Here is a 23,994-nt window from a genome sequence, read left to right as displayed (position 1 = left end):
GTGGTGTGGAGCCTAGACACCTCCACCACACCGGAGGTCTTCGCCATGATCAAGACCCAGCGACCGTTAACAACGCTCGTGATCAATACACCTAGGGGATGCGAAGGCCCCCTGCGGGTCCACAACGTGCGGGGAGGGGGGCGGTATTCCCGGGGGGTGAGAGGGGGCCGGGGGGGCGGGGGGGCGGGGGCCCGAGAGCGGGGGTCGGGGAGCGGACGCCCGGGGGCCCGGGGCTCGCGAGGACGGGCGGGGCGCGGGGGGGGCGGGCGCGGGGCGCGTCGGGCGGGCAGGCCGGGTACGGCGGGCGGACCGGGCCGGGCGGTCGAACGGAACCCGTAGGGGGCGACCCGTAAGGGGTGCGTGGGCCCCCTGCGGAGCCACAACGCACCGTCAGGGGGCCGGTATTCCCGCAGGCGGGGAGCGTCAGTTCAGTGCGGCATCCCAGTGGGGGCTCCGGTGGAGGCTCCAGTAGCGGCGCCGGTGGTGCCTGGGCCGTTGGTGCCGGCGCCGGTGGTGCCTGCGCCCTTGGTGCCTGCGTCGTTGGTGTCCGCCGTGGTGGTGCGGACGCGCAGTGCGCGGCGGAGGTCGTCGAGTTGGTCGGTGAGTTTGCGGCGGAGGGCGGGGGTGGGGTTGCGGTCGGTGAGGCAGGTTTCGCCGAGGTGGAGGGTTTCTTCTTCGACGAAGGTGGCGGGGAAGGCGTAGCGGCCGGCGGCTTCGGCGAGGGCGGGGCCGCGGGCGGCGGCGAGGCCGGGGGCTTCGGTGAAGTAGCGGGTGACGTAGGGGCGGAGCAGGTCGTGGTGTTCGGGGGCCCAGAAGCCGGTGGCGGTGGCGGTGAAGAGGTAGTTGGAGAGGGCGGTGTCCTCGTCGGTGGTGAAGAGGGCGTCCCAGGCGGCTTGTTTGGCGGCGGGGTCGGGGAGGGCGGCGCGGCAGCGGGCGGCGCCTTCGCGGCCGGTGGCGCTGGGGTCGCGGGCGAGTTCGGCGTCGATGGTGGCGTGGAGTTCGGCGACGGGTGCGGCGCCGAGGGTGGCGAGCCGGCCGAGGATGCGCCAGCGCAGTTCGGGGTCGAGGTGGGGACCGCCGGGGACGCTGCCGTCGTCGAGCCAGTCCTGGATGCCTTCGGGGGTGGTGGCGCTGTCGATGAAGGCGCGGACGGCGGTGAGCCGGAGGCCGGCGGCGGTGCCGTGTTCGGGGCCCTCGGTGCGGCGGAGTATGTCGCGGCTGAGGGCGGTGAGGGTGGTCAGGGCGGTGTGCCGGGCGGTGGGGGTGAGGTAGCGGTCGGCGATCTGGGTGCGGGCGAAGGCGAGGACGCCCTGGAGGATGGCGAGGTCGGTTTCGTGCGGGAGGTGGGCGCGGGCGGCGTCGAGGTAGGCGGTGGGGGCGAGTTCGCCGTCGCGGACCATGTCGCGGGCGGCGTTCCAGACGACGGCGCGGGTGAGCGGGTCGGGCAGGCCCGAGAGGGCGGTGAGGGCGGTGTCCCAGGAGGCGGGGTCGAGGCGGACCTTGGCGTAGGTGAGGTCCTGGTCGTTGAGGAGGAGCAGGGCGGGGCGGCGGCCGGTGCCGGTGTGGGCGGGGTCGTCGGGGACGTCGAGGGTGAGGGGGGTGCGGGCGACGAGGCGGCCGGGGGTGTGCGGGTCGGGGTCGTAGAGGCCGACCGTGAGGCGGTGCGGGCGGGTGCCGTCCGGGCTGCCGGTCTGGTCGACGGTGAGGTTCCAGTGGCCGTCGGTGTCGCCGACGACGGGGGTGAGGGTGTCGACGCCGGTGGTGCGCAGCCAGCGGGCGGCCCAGGTGTGGACGTCGCGGTGGGTGGCGCGGGCGAGGGAGTCGATGAAGTCGGCGAGGGTGGCGTTGCCGAAGCGGTGGCGGGCGAAGTGGTCGTTGATGCCGGCGAGGAAGTCCTTCTCCCCCATCCAGGCGACGAGTTGGCGCAGGGCGGAGGCGCCCTTGGCGTAGGAGATGCCGTCGAAGTTGAGGAGGGCGGAGGCGGTGTCGGGGACGTCCTCGGGGGCGGGGGCGACGGGGTGGGTGGAGGGGCGCTGGTCGGCGTCGTAGCCCCAGCTCTTGCGGGCGATGGCGAAGTCGGTCCAGGTGTCGGTGAAGCGGGTGGCTTCGGAGAGGACCTGGTAGCCCATGTATTCGGCGAAGGACTCGTTGAGCCAGATGTCGTCCCACCATTGGAGGGTGACGAGGTCGCCGAACCACATGTGGGCCATTTCGTGGGAGATGACCATGCCGCGGGTCTGGCGTTCGGTGTCGGTGACGGCGGAGCGGTAGACGAATTCGTCGCGGAAGGTGACCAGGCCGGGGTTCTCCATGGCGCCGGCGTTGAATTCGGGGACGAAGGCCTGGTCGTAGGAGTCGAAGGGGTAGGGCTCCTCGAAGATCTGGTGGTAGCGGTCGAAGCAGCGGCGGGTGAGGTCGAGGATTTCCTCGGCGTCGGCGTCGAGGTGGGGGGCGAGGGAGCGGCGGCAGTGGATGCCGAAGGGCAGTCCGGCGTGTTCGGTGCGGACGGAGTGCCAGGGGCCGGCGGCTACGGCGACGAGGTAGGTGGAGATGAGGGGGGTGGGGGCGGCTTTCCAGTGGCCCTCCCCCAGGTGTTCGGTGATGCCGTTGGCGAGGACGGTCCAGTTTTCGGGGGCCTGGACGGTGAGGGCGAAGACGGCCTTGAGGTCGGGCTGGTCGAAGGCGGCGAAGACGCGCTGGATGTCCTCCATGAACAGCTGGGTGTAGACGTAGGCCTCGCCGTCGGCGGGGTCGGTGAAGCGGTGCATGCCCTCGCCGGTGCGGGAGTAGCGCATGGTGGCGTGGAGGTGGAGTTCGTGGGGGCCGGCGGTGAGGCCGGTGAGGGGGAGGCGGTTGTCGTCGAGGGTGGCCGGGTCGAGGGGCCGGCCGTCGAGGGTGGCGGTGTGCAGCTCGGCGGGGCGGAGTTCGACGAAGGTGTCGCCGTCGGTGCGTGCGGTGAAGTGGATGACCGTACGGGAGCCGAATCGTTCGTCGCCCTGGGTGAGGTCGAGTGCGATGTCGTAGCGGTGGACGTCGATCTGGCGGGCTCGGGTCTGCGCCTCGTCGCGCTGCAGTTGGGGCATGGTGGCCATGCTGCCGTACGGTCGGTCGGCGGCGCACGGGGGTTTGCCCGCAGGTGGTGGGTGGGGTCGGGTCAGCCGACGAGGGGTGGGTTGTCGGGGTCGGGGATCTGGGTGGACCAGCCGCCGGGGACGCTTTTGACCTGGCGGTCGCGGAAGCGGACGGGGGCGGTGCCGACGCGGCGGGTGAAGAGGCGGCTGAAGTAGGCGGGGTCGTCGTAGCCGACGCGGCGGGCGACGGCGGCGACCGGGAGTTCGGTGCCGACGAGGAGTTCCTTGGCGCGGCCGAGGCGGATGCCGAGGAGGTAGTCCTTGGGGCTGCAGCCGGCGCCGCGGCGGACGGCGGTGCGGAGTTCGGTGGGGGTCATGCCGTGCCGGGCGGCGTGTTCGGCGACGGAGAGGGGGAGGAAGGCGTCGCGGGCGAGGGCGGCCAGGACCGGGTCGCCGTCGGCGTCGGTGTCGGCGCGGGCGCGGCGCAGGGCGACGAGGAGTTCGTGGACGGCGGCTGCGGTCTCGACGTCGAGGAGGGGGTTGCCGCGGCGGGCGGCGCGGGCGATCTTGCCGATGGCGGTGCGGGCGGGGCCGGTGTCGGCGAGGGGGACGACGGGGCGGTCGGGGTCGATGTAGCCGAGTTCGGTGTAGGTGGCGGTGGCGGGGCCGGTGAAGTCGACGAAGCTTTCGTCCCAGCCGGTGTCGGGGTCGGCGCCGTAGTGGTGGGGGATGCCGGGGAGGATCCAGAGGAGGGCGGGGGCGGTGAGGGTGCGGCGGTGGCCGTCGGGGGTGGTGTACCAGCCGCGGCCGGCGCGGATGACGATGGCGACGTGGTGGTCGAGGGTGCGGGGGCCGACCGGGGGGAGGGTGCCGTGCTGGAGGCCGACGCCCAGGCAGACCAGGCCGAGCCGGTGGTGGACCGGGCTGGGCGTGAAGTAGCGCATCCAGGTGTGGTACACGCCGGGTCTCCCGTCGCTTCGTACCGGGCAGTGTCTTCCGGGTTTCCCGGGTTTTCCGGGTCTCCCGCGTTTCCCAGGTTTCCCGGGTCGTTCGGGTCCGGTTGATCCGGGGACATGCCCTGACCGCTTCCGTCCAAACAACGCCGATCTTTGTCCATGGACCGGCGGGCCGCCAGAGGGCGAGGGTGATCGGTGAGGGGAGCGCGCCCGCGTGTGCCCGGCCGGCCCGGCCGGGTGGGTGCGGGCGGCCCGGGGAGGCGGCGTGGTGGCGCGGTTCGTGGTGGGTGAGCGGGATTTCGAGCTGGACGGGCGGCCGGTGCGGTTGCTGTCGGGGGCGCTGCACTACTTCCGGGTGCACGAGGCGCAGTGGGGGCACCGGTTGGCGATGCTGAAGGCGATGGGTCTGAACTGTGTGGAGACCTATGTGCCGTGGAATCTGCACGAGCCGCGGCCCGGGGAGTTCCGGGACGCCGATGCGCCGGGTCGCTTCCTGGACGCGGTGCGGGCGGCGGGGTTGTGGGCGATCGTCCGTCCGGGGCCGTACATCTGCGCGGAGTGGGAGAACGGCGGGCTGCCGGAGTGGCTGACGGGGCCGCTGGGGTCGCGGGTGCGGACGTGGGACGCGGTGTATCTGCGGGCGGTGGCGGGGTGGTTCGGGCGGTTGCTGCCGCAGATCGTGGCGCGGCAGTGCACGGTGGCGGGGCCGGACGGGCGGGGTGGTCCGGTGGTGATGGTGCAGGCGGAGAACGAGTACGGCTCGTACGGCAGTGATGCGCGGTATCTGGAGTGGATCGTGGGACGGCTGCGGGAGCTCGGGGTGGCGGTGCCGCTGTTCACGTCGGACGGGCCGGAGGACCACATGCTGACGGGTGGTGCGGTGCCGGGGGTGCTGGCCACGGCGAATTTCGGCGGCGGGGCGCGGGAGGCGTTCGCCGCGCTGCGGCGACACCGGCCGGCGGGGCCGTTGATGTGCATGGAGTTCTGGTGCGGGTGGTTCGCGCACTGGGGGCGGGTGGCGGAGCCGCGGGAGGCGGCGGACGCGGCCGGGGCGTTGCGGGAGATCCTGGAGTGCGGTGCCTCGGTGAATGTCTACATGGCGCACGGCGGGACGAGTTTCGGCGGGTGGGCGGGGGCGAACCGGGCGGGTGAGCTGCACGACGGGGCGTTGTTGCCGACGGTGACGTCGTACGACTACGGGGCGCCGGTGGACGAGCGGGGGCGGCCGACGGAGAAGTTCTGGCGGTTCCGGGAGGTGCTGGCCCGGTGGGCCGAGGGGCCGCTGCCGGCGGTGCCGGAGCCGGAGCCGGTGCTGTCGGCGGCGGCGGTGGTGGAGCTCGGGGAGTGGGCGCCGGCGGGGGCGGTGCTGGACGCGCTGGGCGGGGCCGAGGTGGTGGGCGGTGGTCCGGCGACGTTCGAGGAGCTGGGGGTGGACCGGGGGCTGGTCCGTTACCGGGTGGCGGTGCCGGGGCCGCGGGAGGGTCACGCGCTGCGGCTGCGGGGGTTGCGGGACCGGGCGGTGGTGTACGTCGACGGGGTGCGGCGGGCGGTGGTGGACGGCGAGGACGCGGTGGTGGGGGACGTGGCGGGGCCGGCGGCGGTGGAGGTGTGGGTGCAGTCGCTGGGGCGGGTCAACTACGGGCCGCGGCTGGGTGAGCCGAAGGGGATCACGGGCGGGCTGCTGCACGAGCGGCAGTTCCTGCACGGGGTGCGGTCGCGGGGGTTGCGGCTGGATGCGCTGGAGGAGCCGGGGGCGCTCGCGGAGGTGCCGTTCGGGCCGGTGGCGCGGGCGGCGGGGTCGGCGGGGCTGTACCGGGGGGTGGTGAGGGTGGTCGGGCCGCCGGGGGACGCGGAGTTGACGCTGCCGGGCTGGGTGCACGGGTTCGTGTGGGTCAACGGGTTCTGTCTCGGCCGCTATCGGGCGGTGGGGCCGCAGCGTGCGCTGTACGTGCCGGGGCCGGTGCTGCGGGCGGGCCGTAACGAGGTGCTGGTGTGGGAGTGGGAGGGCGCCCCGGCCGCTGTGGGGGAAGGGGCCGGGGCGCCCGGTCTGGTGCCCGCGGCGTGTTGAGGCGCCGCGGGAGGTGAGGCCGTGGGGACGCACCGACCCGCCCCCACGGCCGACTACACCTCGCGCACCTCGAAAGAGTCCAGGACGAACTCCGCGGTTCCGTCGTCGCCGATTTTGTGCAGTCCGACCCATGCCTCGCCGGTGGTGGGCGCGGTGAACTCGTAGGTGTGGGTGGCGGGCCGGGTGGCGACGGGGAGGGGGGTGCGGGTCAGTTCGCGGGGTGCGGGGTCGTCGACGGCGGTGATCCAGGCGTACTGGCCGGCGCGTTCGTTCTCGTAGCGGAAGGTGACGCGGTAGCGGTGGCCGGGGGTGAAGCGGACGGTGTGCGGGACGGTGCGGTGGACCAGGCCGGTGTTCTCGCCGCGGGACTTGAGGGACTGGCCGCCGTCGATGACGTCGTCGATGGCCTTGCCGTTCCAGCCGGCCTGGGTGTAGGGGGCGTGCCGCTGGGCGATGTGGGTGCGGGGGTCGGTGCTGCCGCCGGCGTCGCCCTTGACGAAGACGCCCCAGCCCTGGGGGACGTGCTCGAAGTCCTCGTGGACGAGGGTGCCCTTCTTGGTGGTGGGGGTGGCGGGGACGACGCGGACGTTGTCGAAGCGGACCCGGGCCGCTCCGGCCGCGGCGGTGAGGGCGAGGGTGGTGGGGCCGCCGCCTTCGGGGACGGTGAAGTGGGTGAAGAGGCGCTGGAAGCGGGTGCCGGACTTCCGGTCGGCGGCGACGTAGTTGCCGGCGGTGGAGGTGTCGGTCCAGTTGGCGGTGGTGAGGCCGTCGGCGGTGCGGATCTCCAGGGCGGCGCGGCGCCGTTCGCCGGGGGTGGCGCCGACCTCGACCTGGACGGAGGCGGCGTAGGTGCCGGGGGCGAGGCGGGTGAGGTTCTGGGCGACGCGGGCGGCCGGGCCGGCGCCGACGACGAGTTCGTAGTCACCGCGTTCGCTGAGCCGGACGGTGGCCGGGCCGGTGGTCCGCCAGGCGTCGAGGGTGCCGGAGTGGAAGCCGGGGTCGGTCAGCGGGGTGCCTTCGCCCCAGTGGGGGTCGCCCTGGGCGGGTGCCGGGTGGCGGTGGACGACGTACGGCACGCCGGCCTCGGCGGTGAGGGTGATCCGGCCGCCGCGGACCGGCAACCGGGTGTGCCGGGTGCGGCCCTGGTCGGTGAGCCGGTAGGCGTGCACGGTGGTGGCGGTGGACCAGCCGCGGGGCAGCGCCCAACTCGTGGTGCCGCCGCGGGGGTTGTAGTGGTAGAGCTTGGCGGGGTCGGTGGCGCGGCGGGGTTCCCAGGGGAGCAGGTAGCTGCCGCCGTCGTAGACCAGCCGTCCGTCGGTGGTGATCCGGCGGGTGCCTGTGGTGTCGCTGACGGAGGTGTGGGTGGGGCCCTCGAAGGTGATCTCGTGGTCGGTCCAGGTCTTGATCGGGTAGGCCTGGAGGTATTTGGCGGGGAGGGCGTCGGTCCAGATGATCGTGTAGAAGGCGGCCCAGTCGGTCTTGCCGACCCAGCCCTCGAAGTTGCCCATGCGGGGGTTGCCGAGGAGGGTGGGCCACTTGTCGGCGAAGACGTCCTTGTGGTGGTTGCGCAGGAAGCGGATCAGCCGGGAGTTGATGCCGCGGGAGGTGTCGGGGCCGTAGTCGGTCTCGTTGGCCCAGTGCGACCAGAGGGAGGACCGTTCCAGTCCATGGCCCCATTCGGTGGCGATCTGCCAGCCCTGGTCGCGCAGGTGGCGCTGGAGGCGGTCGGAGTTCCAGCCGGATTCCCGGAAGACGTCGAGGTAGAGGGTGGTCAGGGCCGGGTCGGTCTCCCTGCGCAGCTGTGCGAAACGGGCGGCGATGTTGCCGGTGACCAGGTCGCGGCGGGCGTCGATGCGGTAGGACTGGTCGAGCCAGTCCCACTGCTTGTCGTCCTTGTTGACGAGCTGCTCGGAGAAGGCGTGCGCGACGGGGTAGGACTCGGTGGCGTTGACGTGCACCGCGAAGTCGCTGTTCCACTTCTTTCCGGCGCGGAGCAGGGTGTTGAGGTCGGCGAGGCCGCCGGCCCGTTCGTTGTAGTTGCCGCCGTAGTCGGGGTGGGCGGAGTCGTGGCCTTCGGACTGGTAGCCCTTGAGGAGGGTGAACTGCCGTAGTCCGTCGGTGGCCAGGGCGATCCGTTTGACGTGGTCGAGGGTGGCGAGGAACGGGTTGGTGGCCTGGCTGGCGAAGTTGAACGGGATGTGCGGGACGACGCGGAGGTGCTGGTCGTCGGCGCCGAGCGGCATGACCATGATGTCGCGCAGGGCGATCGCCGCGTCCTGCCAGTCGGTGCGGCCGTCGCCGTTGCGGTCGCGGGTGACGATGACGGTCGCGTAGGGCAGCGGGTCGGTGGCGCCGGAAGGCTGGCCGGCCGCGCGGTGGGTCCACTGCCCGGGGGTGAGTGTGGCCGCCACGAAGCCGTCGCCCTGCACGGTCTGCCGCCACAGCCGGCCGTTCTCCCAGGTGGTGGCGCCGGTGGGCCGGTCGTAGACGGTGTTGGTCTCGATGCCGGCGGCCAGCTGGTCGGTGGCGACGACGGCGTAGGCGCAGCCGGTGGGGGCGGGTTCGGCGGGGGTGTGGTCGGTGACCTCGATCAGGGTGTCGCCGCTCTTGGCCTTGTCGAGTTCGATGCGGGCCGCGAGCAGGGTCGCGCCGGGCTGGTCGCTGCGCACGGAGAGCAGGGCGAGGCCGGGGATCTGGAGGGTGCCGATGCGCAGGGCGGGGGTGTCGGCGATGCGGGTGACCCGCCAGGTGGTCCGCCGGCCTTCGACGGTGATCTCGACGGTGACGGTGGTGCCGCCGTCGAAGGTGAGGGTGTAGGTGGCGCGGTCGGCGCGGGCCCGGTGGGTGACGCGGGGCGTGCGGGCGGTGCCGTCGACGAGGACCTCGGTGACCGGGGTGAACTGGCCGTGCAGGACGGCTCCGGTGGCGCGGTCGGTGTAGGAGACGATGCACGGGAAGGCGGTGTCGACGCGGACCTCCAGCGCGTCGGACCGCAGCACGGCCCCGGCGGTGCGGGGGGCGGCCGCGGCGGTGCGGGCGCCGAGCGGGAGGGCCCCGGCGACCGGGGCGAGCGCGGTGGCGGCGACGACCTTTCTGCGGCTGGGCCCGCGCGGGGCACCGGTCTGTTCGTTCACGCGCGCTGTCCTCCTCCGTGCGGCACTGCTGCGGGTGGCACTGCCTGTCGGCGGACAGCGTGCTGCGGCGGCGGGGCGTGCGCCTATGGACAAAGGAGGGGGAGGTGTTGGACAGATGTGGCGGCGGGACGCGCCGGTCCGGGGGCGGCTAGCGCGGGGCGGCGGGCGGCGGGGCGGCGCCGGCGGGGCATTCGACGGGGCCGTGGTGGCCGCCGAGCAGGACGTAGGCCAGGGCGGCGGCGGAGGCGGCGAGGAGGACGGCGGCGAGGACGGTGGCGCGGCGGTCGCGGTCGGGGCCCGGGGGCCGGGTACGGCGGTCGCTGGTCATGCCGTTCACGTTAGGCAGCCGGGCGCCGGCCGCCCAGGGGTCGTACGGTCATCGGCGGCGGCAGAAGCCCCGGCCGGAAGGTGAGCTTGGTCCCGGGCGGGACGGGACCAAGGTCCCGGCGGGCGGGGGACGAGGCCCCGGGCGTCCGGGCACGGCGAAGGGCCCGGGGAGCGGCACCCGGGCCCTTCGGTGCGTGGGTGGCGCGGGGCGGGGGTCAGCCGCCGAGCTGGCCCGCGGCCTTCTTGATGTCCGCGGCGAAGGTGCTCACCTCGGAGTAGACGCCGGGCTTGCCGGGCCGTGCGCAGCCCTCGCCCCAGGAGACGATGCCGACCTGGAGCCACTTGCCGGCGTCGTCCTTGCGGAACATCGGGCCGCCGGAGTCGCCCTGGCAGGTGTCGATGCCGCCGGTGTCCAGCTTGCCGGCGCAGATCTCGTCGCCGGGCGTCAGCTGGTCGCCGTACGCCTTCTGGCAGGTGGCGTCGTCGACGAACGGGACGGTGGCCTTGAGGAGGTAGCGCTGCTGGTTGCCGCCCTCCTTGTCGGCTCCCCAGCCGGCGATGGTGAAGTCTCCGTTGTTGAGCTTGGTGTCCTCGGCGATCTTCAGGGTGGGCTGGTCGATCGGCTTGGCGAGCTTGATCAGCGCCCAGTCCTTGCCCTTGCCGTTGTAGCCGGGCGCCTGCAGCACCTTGGTGGAGTTGACCTTGACGGCGGCGGAGTCCTGGAGGTCGACCACGCCCCCGGTGGCGGTGATGGAGGTGTTGTCGCCGCTGCCGTCGACGCAGTGCGCCGCGGTCAGCACGATGTCCTTGGCGTAGAGGGCGCCGCCGCAGCCCATCGACAGCCGCACCATGAAGGGGAATTCACCCTGGTCGGCCTTGGTGCCGCCGACGACCTTGGTGTGCACGGAGCCGGACGGGTCGGGTGCGGGGGCGGCGGTGGCGGTACCGGGCTGGAGGCTGAAGGCCGCCAGGGCGACCGCGCCGGCGGCGGTGGTTCTCGTGAGGAGCTTCCGGTAGCTGCGCAACGGGCTTCCTTTCGTGGGGGGTTGCACGTCGCTGACGAGCCCATGCCAACACCGGAGCCGGAGGTGGCCGTCGAAGGATCAGCGTGGAGGACGACAGCCCGCCGCATGGCGTCCGGACCCAGTGGGGGATGAGTCCGAGGAGCGCCCTGTGATTATCCGGACTGCCGGAACGGGGTGACAAGAGTGCGCATCCGGCCAACTCCCGCGGCAGCCGCGCCCCGAGGGCCGTACCGGACATTCCCGGCGGCGCCGTACAGTGGCCGGATGACGACGGGTGAGCGCGGGATCGAGCACGGCTATCCCCATCTCGACACGGTCCGTTCGGCCCTCCACGCGCTGTTCACCCGGCTGTCGTACGACACGGTGAGCACCTTCGGCACCAGCGTGCTGCCGGTCGACGTGGCCTTCGACGACACCGAGGACCTGCATCTGGGTGCCCAGCGGATCGCCCGCGCCCTGGTGCGGCAGCTGCATCTGCCCGATGCGCGGATCGTGGTGAGCTTCCGGGAGATGGAGCACGCCGCGAACGTCGAACTGACCGCGGGCCCGGAGTACTTCATCGAGCTCAACGACCGCTTCCGCACCCACCGCAAGGACATCGGCGCCGCACTGGCCCACGAGGTGATGCACGTCTACCTGCACCGCCTGGACCTGTCGTTCCCCGGCACCCGCGACAACGAGATCCTCACCGACACCGCCACCACCTACCTCGGCGCGGGCTGGCTGCTGCTGGACGCCTACCGCGAGCACGGCCCGTTCTCGCAGAAGCTCGGCTATCTGACGCCGGAGGAGTTCGGCTACGTCCTCGCCAAGCGGGCCGCGTTCTTCGGCGAGGACCCGGCGCCGTGGTTCACCAGCCCGCAGGCGTACGACGCGTACACCGCGGGCGCGGCGCGGGCCCGGCAGGACCTGCAGCGGCCGCCGCTGGCCGCCGCCGGGTGGGCCGCCCGCATGCGCTACGCCAAGGACCGGCGGGCGGCCCGGGACCCGCGTCGCGCCGGCCGGCCGTCCGGGCCGGGTGGTGACGACTACGCCTTCGAGGGCCCGGCACCACTGAAGGTGTCGTTCCCCTGTCCCGCCTGCCACCAGCGCCTGCGCCTGCCGGTACGGGGGCGCCTGACGGCGCGGTGCGGGCTGTGCAAGACGCTGCTGGACTGCGACACCTGACGCCTGATCAGAATGCCGGTGCGGGCTAGACCCAGCCCTCCAGCCCCGTCAGGAAGCCCTCGAAGTCGTCGCGGTGGATGGTGTGCCCGGCGCCGGGCACGGTACGGACCTCGAAGCCGCGCCGGGTGAGTTCGGCGGCCGCCTCGTCGGTGAAGAGGAACCCCTCCCCCGCGATCTGCACCAGCGAGGGGACGACCGGCTTCTCCGGTGTGCGGTCCGTGAGGTGCTCGCCGGACAGGGCGCGCGCGGTCGCGGTGTCCCAGTCGGCGAGCGTGGCCAGTTCGATCTCCACGTCGGCGTCGGACCAGCGCGGGTTGAAGCCGCGCACCATCGCCCGGTCGGCGTTCTTGAACGGCAGGAACACCGCCGGGTCGACGGGCTGTCCGGTGCGGCCCAGCGACCAGGCCGGATCGCAGTAGACCGCGCGCCGCGGCTGCAGCCGCTCCACGGCCAGGGAGAGCGCGAGGCCGCCCAGGGAGTGCCCGATGACGACCTCGGGGCCGGCGGGCAGGGTCTCCACGAGGTCCTCGGCGAAGAGTTCGGCGCCGTACTCCCCGCGCGGGCTGCGGCCGTGGCCGCGCAGGTCGACGGCGAGCACGCGGTAACCCCGTTCGGCGAGCGCCGGGCCGACCCGGTGCCAGGTGCGGTGGTCGGACATCATTCCGTGGACCAGCACCGCGGTCCGGCTGCCGGCGCCCCATTCGTGGGTGTACAGCTGCATGCCCGCACCTCTCTCCCGTACGTCCGCGCTCCGGTGGGCGGCGCCCCTGGCCGGCCGTTCCGCACCGTGGGCGCACCCGGCCGACGTTACACGTGTCAGTGGAGGCGGGGAACCTGCCGCGCCCGGGTCCGCCGGGCAAAAACCCTGTGCGAGGATGCCCCGCAGGATGACTGACCCAGCCGGCCCCCGGGCCACCCCGACTCCCCCGACGAGCGCGGCCGTTGCCCGGCTCGCCGGGGTCTCGCGCGCGACGGTCTCCTACGTCCTGAACGGCCAGGCCGAAGGCCGGGTGGGGGCCCGCACCCAGGCCAGGGTCCGGGCCGCCGCCGAGGAACTGGGCTACGTCCCGCACGCCGCGGCCCGGACCCTGCGGGCCGGGCGGGGCAGCATCGTGCTGCTGGCCGCCCCCGCCGACACCGTCCCGGCCTTCGGTCCGCTCTTCACCCGGTTCCTGGCCGGGTTCCAGACCGCGCTGCACGGCCTCGGCTACACCGGTGTGCTGCACGGCGCGCCCGCCGCCTCGCCGATGGCGGCCGCCCGCGCCTGGGCCGAACTGCGGCCGGCCGCCGTACTGGCGCTGCACGGCCCGCCGCTGGACGCCCCCGCCGTCGAACTGCTGCACCGCGCGGGCACCGCAGCGGTCCTCACCCACGGGCCGTCCGCGCCGCCCGGCGCCCATGCCCTCCTGCTGGACCAGCGGGAGGCCGGGCGGCGGGCGGGCGAGCACCTGCTGGCCGGTGGCCGGCGCCGGATCGGGGTGGTCCGGCCCGCCGATCGGGGGCTGGCGGACTTCGCCGGGGCACGCCTGGCGGGCGTACGGGAGGCGGCCGCGGGCCGGCCCGGCGCCGAGGTGCATCCGCTCGACCTGGAACTGACCGAGGAGTCCGCGGCACGGCTGGCGGCCGACTGGTCCGGTCCGGGCCTGGACGGGGTGTTCGCCTACAACGACGAGTACGCGATGCTGCTGATGCGGGCCCTGCAGGACGCCGGGCACACCATCGGCACCGGGCCGGACGAGATCGGTGTGGTCGGCGCGGACGATCTGCTGCTGGCCCGGCTGCTGCGTCCCCGACTGACCAGCGTCCGCGCCGAGATCACCCCGCCGGACCGGATCGCCGCCCTGGTCGCCGCCCTCATCCGCGACCCGGACCGCTCCCCCGCGGTCCACCGGCTGGGCACGTTCCGGGTCGAGGGCCGGGACTCGGGGTGACGGGCGGGAGCCTGGGCGACGGGCGGGAGCCTGGGCGACGGGCAGTAGTCGGGGCGACGGGCAGGGTGGGTGAGGCTTGGCCGGCAGGCTCCGGTGCGGCACGGCCCGTCGGCTCCGATGTGGCCCGGCCAGCCGGCTCCGATGAGGCCCGGCCCGCCGACTCCGATGAGGCCCGGCCCGCCGACTCCGATGAGGCCCGGCCCGCCGACTCCGATGAGGCGCGAACCGCCAGCTCCGGTGCGGCACGGACCACCGGCTCCCGTGAGGCCCGACCCACCGGCTGACTAGCGCCAGTCCGTCTCCGGGGTGGCCGCGGCCAGCACCGCCCGGGCGTCCCGGATCGTCCCCCCGTGCGGCACGCACACCGTCCCGACGTCGTCGAGCGCGGCCAGCCGCCGGAAGGAGGCCACGGCCTGCTCCCGCGAGACGTTGAACGGCCCGAGTACCGCACGGTCGCCGTCCGGGGAGGCGCCGATGACGTCCCCGGGGAACAGCAGCCCGCTCGCGGGCAGGTGCAGGGCGATCCCGCCGGGCGTATGGCCGGGGACCGCGAGCACCCGGACCGGCTCCGGCCAGCCGTCGAGGGTGTCGCCGTCGCGCAGTTCCCGGTGGACGGCGACATGCCTCAGCGGCGGGACGCCGGCGGCCGCGAAGTCGGCCATGATGCGCTCGTGCAGCGGGCGTTCGGCCGCGGTGAGGACGGCCGCGGGCTCGGCGGCGGTGCCGCGGACGTACGGGGCGTCCGGCGCACCGGCCAGCACCTCGGCCCCGGTTGCCTCGACCAGATCGGCGGCGGAACCCATGTGGTCCGCGTGGCAGTGGGTGAGCACGATCTGCCGCAGCCGGTCCGGGTGGCCGCCGAGCCGGGCGAGCGCGTCGAGAACGGCCGGCGCCGAACCGGGGACCCCGGTGTCGACCAGGGCGAACCCGTCGTCGGGGAGCGCGACGAGGTGGACGTGCCCGACGGGGAAGGCAAGTTGCCAGACGGTACGGCTGATACGGGTGAGTGGGTCCATGGTCCGGACGCTAACCGCGGGGCGCGGCGCCGGTCGTGCGGTTGCGCCGTGGGCGGATTGAGCGAATGGCGAACGCACGCGTGCGGGCCGGCGAAATCCGGCCGGAACCGCTCTTGCGTCCGTCACGTCCCATCCGTGAACCGAGGAGGCATGTCATGCGAGGAATCCCCCACTCCCGCACCCGTACGCTCACCGCCGTGGTCGCGCTGGCGGTGTCCGGCGCCGTCGCCCTGTCCGGCTGCGGCAAGCAGCCGCAGCAGACGGTGAGCGGCGGACCGCCGCTGAAGAAGGTGGACGCGTTCGAGGAGCGGGCCGCACAGATCGTGCGGGACTGGCCGAAGGTCTCGCCGGTGCACGGCCGGCAGCAGGCGCTCCTGCCGCTGGTCAAGGCCCAGCGACCCAAGGACGCCGGTACGGCCCGGGAGATCACCGTGACCGTCGGGCACAGCCCCTGCGACGCCCACTTCGGCGCGCGCAGCCACGAGTCGAAGGGAATCGTGGTCGTCACCGGCTGGGGAAAGCGCAAGAGTTCCAAGGGCATGTGCACCGAGATGCTGGCCACCGACAAGGTGACGATACGGCTGAAGGATGCCCTCGGTGACCGCAAGGTCGTCGACGCGGCCACCGGCAAGCAACTCCTGAAGGGCTGACCGGAGAAGGGGCCGAAGGCGGACGGGCCGACGGGCCGACGGGCCCAACGAGGCTGACGGGCCAACGAGGCTGACGGGCCAACGAGGCTGACGGGCTGGCCAGGCTGACGGACCGACGAGGCCGACGGACCGAGGGACCAAGGGACCAAGGGACCAAGGGACCGACGAGCCTGCCGGCCCGGCGAGCCTGACGGACCGACGAGGCCGGCGGGCCGACAGGCACGGCGCTTCGGCGTTCGCCCTGGAGCGCACTCCAGGCCCTACCCTCGCGGTATGAGCCCTTCCCGCGCCACCACCACCCGTGTCGACCTGCCCGAGCTGCTGGAGTTCGTCCGCCCCCGGCACCGCGCGATCCTGCTCACCCGCCGCTCCGACGGCACCCCGCAGGCGTCGCCGCTGACCTGCGGGGTGGACGACTCCGGCCGGCTGGTCATGTCGACGTACCCGGAGCGGGCCAAGGTCCGCAACCTGCGCCGGGTGGCGTCGGCCAGCGTGCTGGTGCTGTCCGACGAGTGGAACGGTCCGTGGGTGCAGATCGACGGCGAGGCCGAGGTCATCGACACGCCGGAGTCGGTCGAGCCGCTGGTCGAGTACTACCGCAACATCGCCGGTGAGCACCCGGACTGGGACGAGTACCGCGCGGCGATGCGCAAGCAGGGCAAGTCACTGATCCGGGTGACCCCGCTCCGTTGGGGCCCGATCGCCACCGGCGGTTTCCCGGCCCGCCTCGTGGCCGGCGACGACCAGGCATCCGACAGCCAGGAATCCGGCAGTCAGACACCCGACAGCCAGACGTCCGCCGACCAGGCTTCCGAGGACCGGGACTCCGACGACCGGGGCTGACCCCGGTCAGCCGCGGGGGGCGGGAAAGGCGAGGGACGGGGAGAGGGCCTCCTCCGGGAGGCCGAGGCGGTCACGGAAGGCCGTGCGGCCGGTTTCGGTGACGCTGAGGATGCGGGTCGTCGGGGACTTGACGATCCATCGGCGCTCCAGGGCGTGGCGGTAGAGGGTGGCGCCGAGCGCGCCGGAGAGGTGCGGGCGCCGCACCGTCCAGTCGAGGCACGTACGGACATGGGCGCGGTGGGCCAGGGACGGGCCGGTGTCGGGGACGCCGAGGGCGGTCAGCCAGTGGGCACCGGCCGCGGTGAGGACCAGGCCGTACTCCCGTGCCAGCAGGCCGCGTTCGGTCATCACCTCGACGAGGGCGCAGCCCAGGGCGCCGGCGATGTGGTCGTAGCAGGTACGGGCGTGGTGCAGGGCCCGGCGCTGGTTGGCCTCGGCCAGCGAGCGGATCGGGACGGGGCGGTAGGGGGCGAGTCCGGCGAGGTTCTCCAGGGTTTCCGCGGTGTCCGGGCCGGCCAGCCGGACGTAGCGCCGCCGTCCCTGGCGTTCTTCGGCGAGCAGTCCGCCGGCGACCAGGAGGTTGAGGTGCTCGGTGGTCGTGGAGGGTGCCACCGAGGCGTATTCGGCGAGTTCTCCGGCGGTCCAGGTGCCGCCGTCGAGCAGGGCCATGCAGATGGCGGCGCGGGTGCGGTCCGCGAGCAGCGCCGCGAGCGCGGCGAGATCGGGGGTCTCCGCGAGTTTTTCCTGATCGGCGTCCCATCGGTTCATGTACACAGAGTAACCTCTGATAACATTTCGGTGAGCACCGAATCATCCGGCTTCTATCCTCAACGGCATGAGAGGCGCGCTGGAGAAGAGCAGTTCGGTCACCCCGGCGCTGCTGTCCACGGAGAACGACGACGGAACCTTCGTCCTGGTCGAGCTGCGGATCCGGTGGGAGCTCGGCCCGGTCGTGAGCCTCTGGCTGCCGACCCGGGGGCGGACCGCCAGGAACCTCGCGGTACGCCCGGACGTCGTGTTCAATCTGCCGCCGGACGCAACGGGGACCGAAGAGGGACCGGGGGCGCTGCCGCCCTCGACGGACGCACCGTGGACGGAGCCGTCGGAGCTGGTGCGGCCGCCCCGGCTGGCGCACTGTCCGGTGCAACTGGAGGCCCGCCGGGTCGGCGAGCGCACGGTGACCGACGGGGCATGGACGCAGATCGAGGCACAGGTGCTGCGGGTGCACGCGGACCCGCGGTGGGTGCTGCCGCTGAGCGACCGGCGGATCGACCTGGGGGCGTGGCATCCGCCGGTGCACGACTTCCGCCCGTCGGCCGCTCCCCCGGACCGGGCCGTACCGGCCCCCGCCCGGGAGATGGCCCGCCAGCTGGGCCGCCGCTACCCGGCCGAACGCGGCGGCTCATAGGGGCCGGTGGGGCGGGCGGCCACGGCCGGCGAGGGGGGCGGGAAGACCCTGCTGCCGGTCCTCCCCGTCCTTGCGCATTCCGGAAGACCCGCGGCGCCTGCCCTCCGGTCGGGGAGAAAAGACAGGCGCCGCGGACGGGTCCGGGGCAGGCCCCGGTTCCCGTGCCTCCGTACGACGTTGTACGGGACATTCAGGGACGGTCGCGCGCGGTGCGCGACCGGGTCAGACGGCCAGTGCGCGGTCCGTCGGCCGGATGGGGGCCGGCAGGGCGCTGGCTCCGGTCAGGAAGCGGTCCACACCGCGGGCGGCGGAGCGGCCCTCGGCGATGGCCCACACGATCAACGACTGGCCGCGGCCGGCGTCCCCGGCGACGAACACGCCGGGCACGTTGGTGGCGAAGTCGGCGTCGCGGGCGACGTTGCCGCGGGCGTCGAGCTCCAGGCCGAACTGCTCGACCAGGCCGTTCTGCTGGTCGGTGCCGGTGAAGCCCATGGCGAGGGTGACCAGTTGGGCGGGGATCTTGCGCTCCGTGCCCGGCTTCTGCTCCAGCTTGCCGTCGACGAACTCCACCTCGGCGAGGTGCAGCCACTGGACGTTGCCGTCCTCGTCGCCCTCGAAGTGGGTGGTGGAGACGGAGTAGACCCGCTCGCCGCCCTCCTCGTGCGCGGAGGTGACCTTGTAGAGCATGGGGAAGGTCGGCCACGGCTGGCCCGCGTTCCGCTCCTCGCCCGGCCGCGGCATGATCTCCAGCTGCGTGACGGAGGCCGCGCCCTGGCGGTGGGCGGTGCCGACGCAGTCCGCGCCGGTGTCGCCGCCGCCGATGACGACCACGTGCTTGCCCTCGGCGGTGATCGGGGCGACGGTCAGGTCGCCCTCCTGCACCTTGTTGGCGAGCGGCAGGTACTCCATCGCGAAGTGGATGCCCTTGAGGTCCCGGCCGGGCACCGGCAGGTCGCGGGAGGTGGTGGCGCCGGCGGCGATGACGACGGCGTCGTAGCGCTTGCGCAGCTTCTTCGCGTCGATGTCGCGGCCGATCTCCACCTCCGTGCGGAACTTGGTGCCCTCCGCGCGCATCTGCTCGATGCGGCGGTTGATGTGGCGCTTCTCCATCTTGAACTCGGGGATGCCGTAGCGGAGCAGGCCGCCGATGCGGTCCGCGCGCTCGTACACCGCGACGGTGTGGCCGGCCCGGGTCAGTTGCTGGGCGGCGGCGAGACCGGCCGGGCCGGAGCCGATGACGGCGACGGTCTTGCCGGAGAGGCGCTCGGGCGGCTGCGGAGTGACGTCGCCGTTGTCCCACGCCTTGTCGATGATGGAGACCTCGACGTTCTTGATGGTCACCGGCTGCTGGTTGATGCCCAGCACACAGGCGGCCTCACAGGGGGCGGGGCACAGGCGACCGGTGAACTCCGGGAAGTTGTTGGTCGCGTGCAGCCGCTCGCTGGCCTCGCTCCAGTCCCCGCGGTAGGCGTAGTCGTTCCACTCGGGGATGAGGTTGCCGAGCGGGCAGCCGTTGTGGCAGAAGGGGATGCCGCAGTCCATGCAGCGCGACGCCTGCTTGCTGATGATCGGCAGCAGGGAGCCGGGCTGGTAGACCTCGTTCCAGTCCTTGACGCGCTCCTGGACGGGGCGGGTCTTGGCAGTCTCGCGCTCGTGGGTCAGGAAGCCCTTGGGGTCAGCCATTGGTCGCCGCCTCCATCATCTTCTCGTGGGTCTCGGACTCGGAGAGCCCGGCCTGCTCGGCGGCTTCCTTGGCGACGAGCACTGCCTGGTACGTGGGCGGGATGACCTTGCTGAACCGCGGGGCCGCGGCATCCCAGTCGGCGAGGAGCTTCTCGGCGACGGTGGAGCCGGTCTCCTCCTGGTGGCGACGCACCACGTCGTGCAGCCACTGCTTGTCGTTCTCGTCCAGCGGGTGCACCGCGCCGACGAGTTCCTTGTTGACGTTGTTCCGGTCCAGGTCGATGACGTAGGCGAAGCCGCCGGACATGCCCGCCGCGAAGTTGCGGCCGGTCTCGCCCAGGACGACCGCGTTGCCGCCGGTCATGTACTCGCAGCCGTGGTCGCCGACGCCCTCGGAGACCACCGTGGCACCGGAGTTGCGGACGCAGAACCGCTCGCCGACCCGGCCGCGCAGGAACAGCTCGCCGCCGGTGGCGCCGTAGGCGAGGGTGTTGCCGGCGATGGTGGAGTACTCGGCGAGGTGGTCGGCACCGCGGTCCGGGCGGACGACGATCCGGCCGCCCGAGAGGCCCTTGCCGACGTAGTCGTTGGCGTCGCCCTCCAGGCGCAGCGTGACGCCGCGCGGCAGGAACGCGCCGAAGGACTGGCCGGCCGAGCCGGTGAAGGTGATGTCGATGGTGTCGTCGGGCAGGCCGGCGCCACCGAACTTCTTGGTCACCTCGTGGCCGAGCATGGTGCCGACGGTCCGGTTGATGTTGCGGATCGCGACCTGGGCGCGGACCGGCTGGGCGGCCTCGGCGGTGTCCGCGGCCAGCGCGTCGGCGGCGAGCTTGATCAGCTCGTTGTCGAGCGCCTTCTCCAGGCCGTGGTCCTGGACGGTGACCTGGTGGCGGACCGCGCCCTCGGACAGCTCGGGGACGTGCAGCAGCGGGGCGAGGTCGAGGCCCTGCGCCTTCCAGTGGTTGACGGCCTTGGTGGTGTCGAGGAGCTCGGCGTGGCCGATGGCCTCGTCGAGGCTGCGGAAGCCCAGCTCGGCCAGGAGCTCGCGGACCTCTTCGGCGATGAACTGGAAGAAGTTGACGACGTATTCGGCCTTGCCGCTGAACCGCTCGCGCAGCGTCGGGTTCTGGGTGGCGATGCCGACCGGGCAGGTGTCCAGGTGGCAGACGCGCATCATGACGCAGCCGGAGACGACCAGCGGTGCGGTGGCGAAGCCGTACTCCTCGGCGCCCAGCAGGGCGGCGATGACCACGTCGCGGCCGGTCTTGAGCTGGCCGTCGGTCTGCACGACGATGCGGTCGCGCAGGCCGTTGAGCAGCAGGGTCTGCTGGGTCTCGGCGAGGCCGAGCTCCCAGGGGCCGCCCGCGTGCTTGAGGGAGGTCAGCGGGGAGGCGCCGGTACCGCCGTCGTGGCCGGAGATGAGGACGACGTCCGCGTGGGCCTTGGACACACCGGCCGCGACCGTGCCGACGCCGACCTCCGACACCAGCTTCACGTGGATACGTGCCGCCGGGTTGGCGTTCTTGAGGTCGTGGATCAGCTGGGCGAGGTCCTCGATGGAGTAGATGTCGTGGTGCGGCGGCGGGGAGATCAGGCCGACGCCGGGGGTGGAGTGCCGGGTCTTGGCGACCCAGGGGTAGACCTTGTGGCCGGGCAGCTGGCCGCCCTCGCCGGGCTTGGCGCCCTGGGCCATCTTGATCTGGATGTCGTCGGAGTTGACGAGGTATTCGCTGGTCACGCCGAAGCGGCCGGAGGCGACCTGCTTGATGGCGGAGCGGCGCGCCGGGTCGTAGAGGCGCTCGGGGTCCTCACCGCCCTCACCGGTGTTGGACTTGCCGCCCAGCTGGTTCATGGCGATGGCGAGGGTCTCGTGCGCCTCCTGGGAGATGGAGCCGTACGACATGGCGCCGGTGGAGAAGCGCTTGACGATCTCGGAGGCGGACTCGACCTCGTCCACGGGGATGGACGGGCGGTCGGACTTGAAGCCGAACAGACCGCGGAGCGTCATCAGGCGCTCGGACTGCTCGTTGACCCGCTCGGTGTACTTCTTGAAGATGTCGTAGCGGCGGCTGCGGGTGGCGTGCTGCAGCCGGAAGACGGTGTCCGGGTCGAAGAGGTGCGGTTCGCCCTCGCGGCGCCACTGGTACTCGCCGCCGATCTCCAGCGCGCGGTGGGTGGCGGCGATGCCGGAGGCCGGGTAGGCCTTGGCGTGCCGTGCGGCGACTTCCTTGGCGATGACGTCCAGCCCGGCGCCGCCGATCTTGGTGGCGGTGCCGTGGAAGTACTGGGCGACGAACTCCTCGTCCAGGCCGATGGCCTCGAAGACCTGCGCGCCGCGGTAGGAGGCGACGGTGGAGATGCCCATCTTGGACATGACCTTCAACACGCCCTTGCCGAGCGCCTTGATGAGGTTCTTGATGGCCGTCTCGGGCTCGACGTCCGGCAGGAAGGTGCCGGCGCGGACGAGGTCCTCGACGGATTCCATGGCCAGGTAGGGGTTGACCGCGGCGGCGCCGTAGCCGATGAGCAGGGCGACGTGGTGCACCTCGCGGACGTCGCCGGCCTCGACGAGCAGCCCGACCTGGGTGCGGGTCTTGGTGGCGATGAGGTGGTGGTGGACCGCGGAGGTCAGCAGCAGCGAGGGGATCGGCGCGTGCTCGGCGTCGGAGTGCCGGTCGGAGAGCACGATCAGGCGGGCGCCGTCGGCGATGGCGGCGTCGGCCTCGGCGCGGATCTCCTCGATGCGGGCGGCCAGCGCTTCGCCGCCGCCGGAGACGCGGTAGAGGCCGGAGAGGGTCACGGCCTTCATGCCGGGCATGTCGCCGTCGGCGTTGATGTGGATGAGCTTGGCCAGCTCGTCGTTGTCGATGACCGGGAAGGGCAGGGTCACGCTGCGGCAGGAGGCCGCGGTGGGCGTGAGGAGGTTGCCCTGGGGGCCGAGGGAGGAGATCAGCGAGGTGACCAGTTCCTCGCGGATGGCGTCCAGCGGCGGGTTGGTGACCTGCGCGAAGAGCTGGGTGAAGTAGTCGAAGAGCAGCCGGGGGCGCTCGGAGAGCGCGGCGATCGGCGAGTCGGTGCCCATCGAGCCGATCGGCTCGGCGCCGGCCTTGGCCATGGGGGCGAGCAGCACCCGCAGCTCTTCCTCGGTGTAGCCGAAGGTCTGCTGGCGGCGGGTGACCGAGGCGTGGGTGTGCACGATGTGCTCGCGCTCGGGCAGGTCGGCGAGCTCGATCAGACCGGAGTCCAGCCACTCCTGGTAGGGCTGCTCGGCGGCGAGCTGCGCCTTGATCTCGTCGTCCTCGATGATGCGGTGCTCGGTGGTGTCGACGAGGAACATCTTGCCGGGCTGCAGGCGGCCCTTGCGGACGACCTTGCCGGGGTCGATGTCGAGGACGCCGACCTCGGAGGAGAGCACGACCAGGCCGTCGTCGGTGACCCAGTAGCGGCCGGGGCGCAGACCGTTGCGGTCGAGGACCGCGCCGACCTGGGTGCCGTCGGTGAAGGTGACGCAGGCGGGGCCGTCCCAGGGCTCCATCATCGTGGAGTGGTACTGGTAGAAGGCGCGCCGGGCCGGGTCCATGGAGGGGGAGTTCTCCCACGCCTCGGGGACCATCATCAGCACGGAGTGCGGCAGCGAGCGGCCGCCGAGGTGGAGCAGCTCCAGGACCTCGTCGAAGGAGGCGGAGTCGGAGGCGTCCGGGGTGCAGACCGGGAAGATCCGCTCCAGCTCCGACTCACCGAAGAGCTTCGAGGCGAGCTGGGACTCGCGGGCGCGCATCCAGTTGCGGTTGCCCTGGACGGTGTTGATCTCGCCGTTGTGCGCGACGAAGCGGTACGGGTGCGCGAGCGGCCAGCTCGGGAAGGTGTTGGTGGAGAAGCGGGAGTGGACCAGGGCGATCGCGGTGGCGAAGCGGCGGTCGGACAGGTCCGGGAAGAAGGGCTCCAGCTGGCCGGTGGTCAGCATGCCCTTGTACACGATCGTGCGGGCGGACAGCGAGGGGAAGTAGACCCCGGCCTCGCGCTCGGCGCGCTTGCGCAGCGCGAAGGCCTTGCGGTCCAGGGCCAGACCGGTGTTCTGCCCGTCGGCGACGAAGAGCTGGGAGAAGGCCGGCATGGTGGCGCGGGCGCCGTTCCCGAGCAGCTGCGGGGCGACCGGGACGACGCGCCAGCCGATGACGTCCAGGCCCTCTTCGCCGGCGATCGTCTCGATGCGGGAGACGGCGTCGGCGGCGGCCTGGGCGTCGGACGGCAGGAAGGCGATGCCGACGGCGTAGGCGCCGGCCTCGGGGAGCTCGAAGGTGACGTTCTCGCGCAGAAACGCGTCCGGGACCTGGAGCAGGATGCCGGCGCCGTCGCCCGAGTCGGGCTCGGAGCCGGTGGCACCGCGGTGCTCCAGGTTGGTCAGGACGGTGAGCGCCTGTTCGACCAGTGCGTGGCTGGCCTCGCCGGTGAGGGTGGCCACGAAGCCGACGCCGCAGGCGTCGTGCTCGTTGCGCGGGTCGTACATCCCCTGCTGGGCGGGGCGCCCGTCCATGGGCGACCAGGCGGCGTGGGCGCTGCTGGTGGTCGCGGAGTGCGTGGACGCGAAACGCATCGGCTCTCCCAACGTCGTCGTGGCATAGGCATTGCCGAGGGACGACGTTGGCCCTCCGCGAAATTTCGTGCAGGTTACAGGATGGCCCGCTTCCCGAGAACCGAAAAGAGGCTTCCAACAT

15 protein-coding genes and 1 pseudogene are annotated in these 23,994 nt (G+C 72.9%); 6 read left to right on the top strand and 10 right to left on the bottom strand.

Features of this window, described 5'->3' with window-relative positions; all coding sequences use genetic code 11:
- Positions 1-428: 428 nt before the first annotated feature.
- Together pepN and AB0E02_RS21550 are read right to left on the bottom strand one after the other, a co-directional pair.
- Positions 429-3,083, bottom strand: coding sequence for an aminopeptidase N (gene pepN, locus AB0E02_RS21555; protein ID WP_362141655.1), 2,655 nt, complete (start codon positions 3,081-3,083; stop codon positions 429-431).
- A gap of 71 nt (positions 3,084-3,154) precedes the next feature.
- Positions 3,155-4,030 (bottom strand): AraC family transcriptional regulator, encoded by an 876-nt coding sequence (locus AB0E02_RS21550; RefSeq protein WP_362141654.1) that lies wholly within the window; start codon positions 4,028-4,030, stop codon positions 3,155-3,157.
- 265 nt (positions 4,031-4,295) lie between these two features.
- Between AB0E02_RS21550 and AB0E02_RS21545 the strand changes: the two genes are divergently transcribed.
- Positions 4,296-6,095 carry a beta-galactosidase gene (locus tag AB0E02_RS21545; protein WP_362141671.1) on the top strand — a complete coding sequence of 600 codons (1,800 nt, stop codon included), beginning with the start codon at positions 4,296-4,298 and terminating at the stop codon, positions 6,093-6,095.
- A 53-nt stretch (positions 6,096-6,148) separates the two neighbouring features.
- Here AB0E02_RS21545 and AB0E02_RS21540 read toward each other — a convergent pair whose 3' ends face one another.
- The 3 genes from AB0E02_RS21540 to AB0E02_RS21530 form a co-directional block, all read right to left on the bottom strand.
- The gene (locus AB0E02_RS21540) at positions 6,149-9,229 is read right to left on the bottom strand and encodes an endo-alpha-N-acetylgalactosaminidase family protein (protein ID WP_362141653.1); all 3,081 of its coding nucleotides are present in this window, start codon (positions 9,227-9,229) and stop codon (positions 6,149-6,151) included.
- A 148-nt stretch (positions 9,230-9,377) separates the two neighbouring features.
- Positions 9,378-9,557, bottom strand: coding sequence for a hypothetical protein (locus AB0E02_RS21535; protein WP_030413668.1), 180 nt, complete (start codon positions 9,555-9,557; stop codon positions 9,378-9,380).
- A 214-nt stretch (positions 9,558-9,771) separates the two neighbouring features.
- Positions 9,772-10,581, bottom strand: a complete 810-nt coding sequence (locus AB0E02_RS21530) for a serine protease (RefSeq protein WP_362141651.1) — start codon at positions 10,579-10,581, stop codon at positions 9,772-9,774.
- Between the two features lie 264 nt (positions 10,582-10,845).
- On the opposite strand from AB0E02_RS21530, the gene AB0E02_RS21525 reads away from it, so the two are divergent.
- On the top strand, positions 10,846-11,748 hold the full coding sequence (locus AB0E02_RS21525; protein ID WP_362141649.1) for a hypothetical protein: 903 nt from the start codon (positions 10,846-10,848) through the stop codon (positions 11,746-11,748).
- A 25-nt stretch (positions 11,749-11,773) separates the two neighbouring features.
- On the opposite strand, the gene AB0E02_RS21520 is transcribed toward AB0E02_RS21525, so the two are convergent.
- Entirely contained in the window at positions 11,774-12,469 is a 696-nt protein-coding gene (locus AB0E02_RS21520; protein ID WP_362141647.1) for an alpha/beta hydrolase, read from the bottom strand.
- A 166-nt stretch (positions 12,470-12,635) separates the two neighbouring features.
- Between AB0E02_RS21520 and AB0E02_RS21515 the strand changes: the two genes are divergently transcribed.
- Positions 12,636-13,679, top strand: a complete 1,044-nt coding sequence (locus tag AB0E02_RS21515; RefSeq protein WP_362141645.1) for a LacI family DNA-binding transcriptional regulator — start codon at positions 12,636-12,638, stop codon at positions 13,677-13,679.
- 284 nt (positions 13,680-13,963) lie between these two features.
- On the opposite strand, the gene AB0E02_RS21510 is transcribed toward AB0E02_RS21515, so the two are convergent.
- Positions 13,964-14,695: an MBL fold metallo-hydrolase gene (locus AB0E02_RS21510; RefSeq protein ID WP_362141643.1), complete on the bottom strand. Its 732-nt coding sequence runs from the start codon at positions 14,693-14,695 to the stop codon at positions 13,964-13,966.
- 155 nt (positions 14,696-14,850) lie between these two features.
- Between AB0E02_RS21510 and AB0E02_RS21505 the strand changes: the two genes are divergently transcribed.
- A complete protein-coding gene (locus tag AB0E02_RS21505) occupies positions 14,851-15,345 on the top strand; it encodes a hypothetical protein (RefSeq protein WP_362141641.1) in 495 nt (164 codons plus the stop codon).
- A 273-nt stretch (positions 15,346-15,618) separates the two neighbouring features.
- A pseudogene (locus tag AB0E02_RS21500) lies at positions 15,619-16,086 on the top strand (PPOX class F420-dependent oxidoreductase); the annotation flags it as partial.
- Between the two features lie 108 nt (positions 16,087-16,194).
- Here the strand turns inward: AB0E02_RS21500 and AB0E02_RS21495 are convergent.
- Positions 16,195-16,956: a winged helix-turn-helix domain-containing protein gene (locus AB0E02_RS21495; protein WP_030413660.1), complete on the bottom strand. Its 762-nt coding sequence runs from the start codon at positions 16,954-16,956 to the stop codon at positions 16,195-16,197.
- 67 nt (positions 16,957-17,023) lie between these two features.
- Here AB0E02_RS21495 and AB0E02_RS21490 point away from each other — a divergent pair, with 67 nt between their 5' ends.
- Complete coding sequence (locus tag AB0E02_RS21490) at positions 17,024-17,596, top strand: hypothetical protein (protein ID WP_362141638.1); 573 nt, start codon at positions 17,024-17,026, stop codon at positions 17,594-17,596.
- Between the two features lie 222 nt (positions 17,597-17,818).
- Here the strand turns inward: AB0E02_RS21490 and AB0E02_RS21485 are convergent, their stop codons facing one another.
- Both AB0E02_RS21485 and gltB read right to left on the bottom strand, forming a co-directional pair.
- Positions 17,819-19,279 (bottom strand): glutamate synthase subunit beta, encoded by a 1,461-nt coding sequence (locus tag AB0E02_RS21485; RefSeq protein ID WP_362141636.1) that lies wholly within the window; start codon positions 19,277-19,279, stop codon positions 17,819-17,821.
- A complete protein-coding gene (gene gltB, locus AB0E02_RS21480) occupies positions 19,272-23,873 on the bottom strand; it encodes a glutamate synthase large subunit (RefSeq protein WP_362141634.1) in 4,602 nt (1,533 codons plus the stop codon). Before gltB ends, AB0E02_RS21485 begins: the two co-directional genes overlap by 8 nt.
- Positions 23,874-23,994 lie beyond the last annotated feature (121 nt).

Source organism: Streptomyces sp. NPDC048196 (assembly GCF_040652715.1).
GTDB classification, from domain to species: Bacteria; Actinomycetota; Actinomycetes; order Streptomycetales; family Streptomycetaceae; genus Streptomyces; species Streptomyces siderophoricus.
The sequence above is the reverse complement of the archived record's forward strand: the minus strand, read 5'-3'. Positions and strand labels throughout refer to the sequence as shown.

Bases quoted from the DNA above. Each gene is read 5' to 3' on its own strand.
- AB0E02_RS21525 (WP_362141649.1), top strand. From the start codon at position 10,846: ATGACGACGGGTGAGCGCGGGATCGAGCACGGCTATCCCCATCTCGAC.
- AB0E02_RS21535 (WP_030413668.1), bottom strand. From the start codon at position 9,557: ATGACCAGCGACCGCCGTACCCGGCCCCCGGGCCCCGACCGCGACCGC.
- AB0E02_RS21485 (WP_362141636.1), bottom strand. From the start codon at position 19,279: ATGGCTGACCCCAAGGGCTTCCTGACCCACGAGCGCGAGACTGCCAAG.
- AB0E02_RS21510 (WP_362141643.1), bottom strand. From the start codon at position 14,695: ATGGACCCACTCACCCGTATCAGCCGTACCGTCTGGCAACTTGCCTTC.
- pepN (WP_362141655.1), bottom strand. From the start codon at position 3,083: ATGCCCCAACTGCAGCGCGACGAGGCGCAGACCCGAGCCCGCCAGATC.
- AB0E02_RS21520 (WP_362141647.1), bottom strand. From the start codon at position 12,469: ATGCAGCTGTACACCCACGAATGGGGCGCCGGCAGCCGGACCGCGGTG.
- gltB (WP_362141634.1), bottom strand. From the start codon at position 23,873: ATGCGTTTCGCGTCCACGCACTCCGCGACCACCAGCAGCGCCCACGCC.
- AB0E02_RS21490 (WP_362141638.1), top strand. From the start codon at position 17,024: ATGAGAGGCGCGCTGGAGAAGAGCAGTTCGGTCACCCCGGCGCTGCTG.
- AB0E02_RS21495 (WP_030413660.1), bottom strand. From the start codon at position 16,956: ATGAACCGATGGGACGCCGATCAGGAAAAACTCGCGGAGACCCCCGAT.
- AB0E02_RS21515 (WP_362141645.1), top strand. From the start codon at position 12,636: ATGACTGACCCAGCCGGCCCCCGGGCCACCCCGACTCCCCCGACGAGC.
- AB0E02_RS21505 (WP_362141641.1), top strand. From the start codon at position 14,851: ATGCGAGGAATCCCCCACTCCCGCACCCGTACGCTCACCGCCGTGGTC.